Raw genomic sequence first — 251 nt, forward strand, 5'->3', positions numbered from 1 at the left:
TTCCGTATCTATCCGAATAAAGATCAACAAGCGCTCATTCATCAAACACATGGGCATTGTCGCTTTGTCTACAATCATTTCTTAGCATTATGGAACACAATGTACGAATTAGAAGGTAAAGGACTAAATCGTTCTCTTATGTCCAAAATGCTCACAAAGCTGAAAAAACAAGATGATACGGCTTGGCTACGTAACGTAGACAGTGTGGCATTACAAGCCTCCTACGAAAACCTATTAGCTGCCTTTGACCG

The 251-nt window shown here is 40.2% G+C and carries 1 protein-coding gene; it reads left to right on the top strand.

Going from position 1 to position 251, the window contains the following annotated elements; translation table 11 throughout:
- Positions 1 to 251, top strand: a 251-nt coding sequence (locus KMHG_RS17135; protein ID WP_010285718.1) for a helix-turn-helix domain-containing protein, incomplete at both ends; no start/stop codon positions are given.

This window comes from Kurthia massiliensis (assembly GCF_000285555.1).
GTDB lineage: Bacteria > Bacillota > Bacilli > Bacillales_A > Planococcaceae > Kurthia > Kurthia massiliensis.